Origin of the sequence: Geodermatophilus chilensis, from assembly GCF_002802985.1 — a bacterium.
GTDB lineage: Bacteria > Actinomycetota > Actinomycetes > Mycobacteriales > Geodermatophilaceae > Geodermatophilus > Geodermatophilus chilensis.
In genome coordinates this window covers 1-3442 of sequence record NZ_NVPT01000282.1, presented here as the reverse complement: position 1 = coordinate 3442, position 3442 = coordinate 1, and the positions used below count along the sequence as shown (strand labels likewise).

5 protein-coding genes and 1 tRNA gene are annotated in these 3442 nt (G+C 74.7%); all 6 read right to left on the bottom strand.

The window, feature by feature from the left end:
* Positions 1-12: 12 nt before the first annotated feature.
* Entirely contained in the window at positions 13-1044 is a 1032-nt protein-coding gene (locus CNO22_RS26245; protein WP_100502178.1) for a hypothetical protein, read from the bottom strand.
* Positions 1041-1394, bottom strand: coding sequence for a hypothetical protein (locus CNO22_RS26240; RefSeq protein ID WP_100502177.1), 354 nt, complete (start codon positions 1392-1394; stop codon positions 1041-1043). The genes CNO22_RS26245 and CNO22_RS26240 overlap by 4 nt, the downstream gene beginning before the upstream one ends.
* Positions 1391-1663 carry a hypothetical protein gene (locus CNO22_RS26235; protein WP_100502176.1) on the bottom strand — a complete coding sequence of 91 codons (273 nt, stop codon included), beginning with the start codon at positions 1661-1663 and terminating at the stop codon, positions 1391-1393. Before CNO22_RS26235 ends, CNO22_RS26240 begins: the two co-directional genes overlap by 4 nt.
* Positions 1664-1764: 101 nt before the next feature.
* Positions 1765-2175, bottom strand: a complete 411-nt coding sequence (locus CNO22_RS26230; RefSeq protein ID WP_100502175.1) for a hypothetical protein — start codon at positions 2173-2175, stop codon at positions 1765-1767.
* Positions 2172-3113, bottom strand: a complete 942-nt coding sequence (locus tag CNO22_RS26225; RefSeq protein ID WP_100502174.1) for a tyrosine-type recombinase/integrase — start codon at positions 3111-3113, stop codon at positions 2172-2174. Before CNO22_RS26225 ends, CNO22_RS26230 begins: the two co-directional genes overlap by 4 nt.
* A 124-nt stretch (positions 3114-3237) precedes the next feature.
* Positions 3238-3309: transfer RNA gene (locus CNO22_RS26220), tRNA-Val, on the bottom strand.
* Positions 3310-3442 lie beyond the last annotated feature (133 nt).

Here is a 3442-nt window from a genome sequence, read left to right as displayed (position 1 = left end):
GGTCGGTGGTGGTCATCGGTCGCCGCCCTGGCCGGTGCCGGGGAGGGCGAGCTGCCCGGGGACCGGCTCGGGCTCGGCGGGGTCCCGGGGACGTGGTCTGCGACGGCTCGACGGGCGGCCACCGTCGTCGTCGGCGAGACCACCGGCGATGACAGCGAGCTGCGGCGGCTGGGGCTCGACGGCCACGGCTTGCTCACGGCGCAGCGCGTCGAGGGCTCCGGCGAGTGCGGCCGGGTCGGGTGCGGTGATGGTGACGGTGATGGCCACGGGGGGCTCCTCGGTGCTCGGGGCGGGATCGGCGGACGGGGGCCTATAGACCTGGGCAGGGGCCTGAACGAGGTCGACGGACGAGGGCCTATAGACCTGGGCCGAGGGGCCTATAGACCGGGTTCCCCGGTACAGGTATGTAGTGATGGCCTCCGGGGTGGGCAGGTGGTAGAGGGCCGACCGCCTGCGGCCGGACTCCTCCGACGCCCTCCGCCCGGGGACCGCCCGCACGAGCACGCCTCGGCGGTCCAGTCGATCGAGGGCGCAGCGGACGGCCTTCTGGCCCATCCCGAGCGCGTCGGCGGTCGCGTCCCGAGGGACCGCGGGTCGGTCGGTGCGGTTGCGCTCGGCGATGTCGGCGGCGTGGGCGAGGATGGCGCGCTCGGTGTCGGTGAGGTCGGCGCCGACGTCGGCGACGGCCTCGCGGACGGCGGCGACCCGGGCGGCCACCTCGGCAGCTCCCTGGGGTGGGGGTGCCTTGGCGAGCCAGCGGCCGGCGGTGTCCCAGGCGTTCCCCAGGGTGCGGTCCCAGTCGGTGCGGGTGCGCTCCTTGGTGCCCTTCTTGAGCCGCGCCTGCTTGCCGAGGGTGCTCTTGGCCTCGCTGAGCTTGGCGTGCCAGTCGGCGAAGGTCCAGCCGTGTTGCCGGGCGCTGGCGGCGGTGCGGACGAGGGCACTCCACACGGCGCGGTCGCCTCTGTTGCGGAGGTCGGTGGCGGGGGCCCCGTCGGTGATGAGGTCGATGACGGGGCCGGGCAGTGCCCGGTAGAGGCCGGTCACCGCGCCGACCCCGGGTGCGTGAGCACGTACGCCCCCCGGCCGTCGCGGGCGACCAGCTGCCTCGACCCAAGGTCGGCGAGGGCGGCGTAGACCTCGACGACCCGCAGGCAGGTGCACTCCGCGATCTCGGCGGGGGTGGTCCGCACCCGGCCGCCGCGGGCTCGGTCGGCGAGTTGGCCGGCGACCGTCCGGGCGGCGCGGCTGAGCGGCTGGCGGGAGACGGTGGCGGCCCAGGCGGCGGGGTCGGGGTGTCGTCCTGCGGCGCTACGCTCGGCGGCGAGGGGCTGCTTGGCGGCGGCGTTCTCGTTGGGGCCGGTCCTGGCAGGGGCCGGCCCTTCACACGCGCTCACTGCTCCGCACCGCGGTCGGCGCTCTTGCGGCGGGCCTGGGCGCTCTTGAGCGCCAGCCGCTTGTAGTGGGCGCGGCGCAGGTGTTCGGCGCGGCGAGCGCGCTCGTCGGCGGGGAGGGTGCCGTCGGGGTCGGCCTCGCGCTCGAACCGGTCGGTGAACGCAGCGCGGGCCTTGGCGGTGCGGGCGGCCGGGTCGGTGGTGTTGGCCCACGAGGTGTGGGCGGCGATGGACGCGATGAGGGCGCGGTCTTCGGGGCGTCGTGCGGGCAAGGCGGAGCCACCTTCGATGACTCCAGTCGCCCTGAACTGGCACGGCGCCGCGGCGCTTTCGGCCCGTACGGGCCTGGCACTACGTCAACAGTACAACGCTGTCAGGGTGTCGACCCGGGCTCACGGGGTGCCGGCCTCGGGTTCAGCACGCGGGTCACCAGACGGCGCCCGGACCGCTCGGCCTCGGATGCCCACGCGGTGACCTGGGCCGGGGTCGGCGGCTGCATCTCGGCGTGCTGAGGGCACCAGACGATCAGGTGCGCGCCCTCCTGCACGGGCTGCTCGACATCATGGCTTGGGGCGCTGCGTTCGCGCTTGGGTGTCTCGGTCTGCTGCCACGTGCTGGTGAGCACCAGGCCCTCGGCGAGGTCGGTCACCCGCGTCTGCTGCCCGTCGGGGGTGAGGACCGGCTCGGCGCGGTGGTAGTTCCGCACCCGGTACACAGCCCCGACCTGGCTGTTGCAGCTGCCGCAGCGCAGGCGGACGACCTGGGTCACCTCCTCGGCGTTCACAGCCGGTCCCCCAGGCCGAGGCGGCGGTGTGCCTCTCGGGCCCGCTCGTCGGCGGTGGACGCGGCGTACCGGCGGAGCATCTGCGGCGACCTCCACCCGCTCAGCCGCATGAGGTCGCCCTCGCTGCCCCCGGAGGCGAGCCAGGCGTGCGCCGCGGTGTGCCGGAACTGGTGGGCGTGCACGTGGATGCCGACCTCGGCGCCGCGGCGGGTGAGCATCTGCCGGATGCCGTCGGCGCCGAGCGGCCCGCGGCCCTTCTCGGCGATCCACAGGCGGTCGCCGGGCTGGGTGTGCCGGGCGCCGTAGCCGTCCCGGTTGCGCTCGCGCAGGTAGCGGGTCAATGCCTGGCCGGTGCGGGAGCCGAACGGCACGAACCGCACCCGCGAGCCCTTCCCGGTCACGGTGATCTGCTGGGTGGTCCAGTCGACGTCGCCGAGGGTCAGGTTGGCGATCTCCGCGCGGCGGCAGCCGGTGTCGACGAACAGCCGGATCAGCGCGGTGTCGCGGCGGGCGACCAGGTCCTTGCCCTCGCACGCGGCGAGCAGGGTGCGCAGCTGATCGTCGGTGAGCACGGGCACCGGGGCCTCGGGGACGGTGGGGGCCTTCATGCCGTCCAGCGGGTTGCGGGTCAGCTCGTCCTCGGCGACCAGCCAGCGGTAGAGCTGCTGTAGGGCCCGGTACTCGACCGAGACGGTGGCCGGCTTGGCGTGGGCGTGCCGGTCGGCGAGGAACGCGGTGAGGTGCCGGCGGGTGACCTTGGTGGGGTCGTCGGGCCCGTCGTGGGCGGCGCACCAGTCGGCCAGCTTGTCCAGCGCACCGAGGTAGAGCCGCTGAGTGTTGGGGCTCTTGCCCTCGGCCCGCAGGGTCAGGGCCCAGTCGCGGCGGTAGTCGCCCCAGGGGGTCGGGCGGTGCGGGAGTGGGGTGACGGTGGCGGCCATGAGTGCCTCCGGTAGCGGTGTGCCCGGTGTCCCCGTGGAGGCGATGTTACGCGGTCACTGGACGCTGTGCAATACGCGAGAGGCCCCCTGACCCGGGTATTTCCCCAGGTCAGGGGGCCTGCGGTGGGCGCGGCAGGGATCGAACCTGCGACCGCTCGCTTGTAAGGCGAGAGCTCTCCCGCTGAGCTACGCGCCCCGCGCGCCCAGGGTAGAGGACGGCCTCCCTGCCCCCCGCCATGGCGCACACACCTTCTGGGGCCTGCTGACCCGCACCGCCGCCACCATCGCGGCACACGCCATGCTCCGCATCCACCTCGCCGACCTCGGCG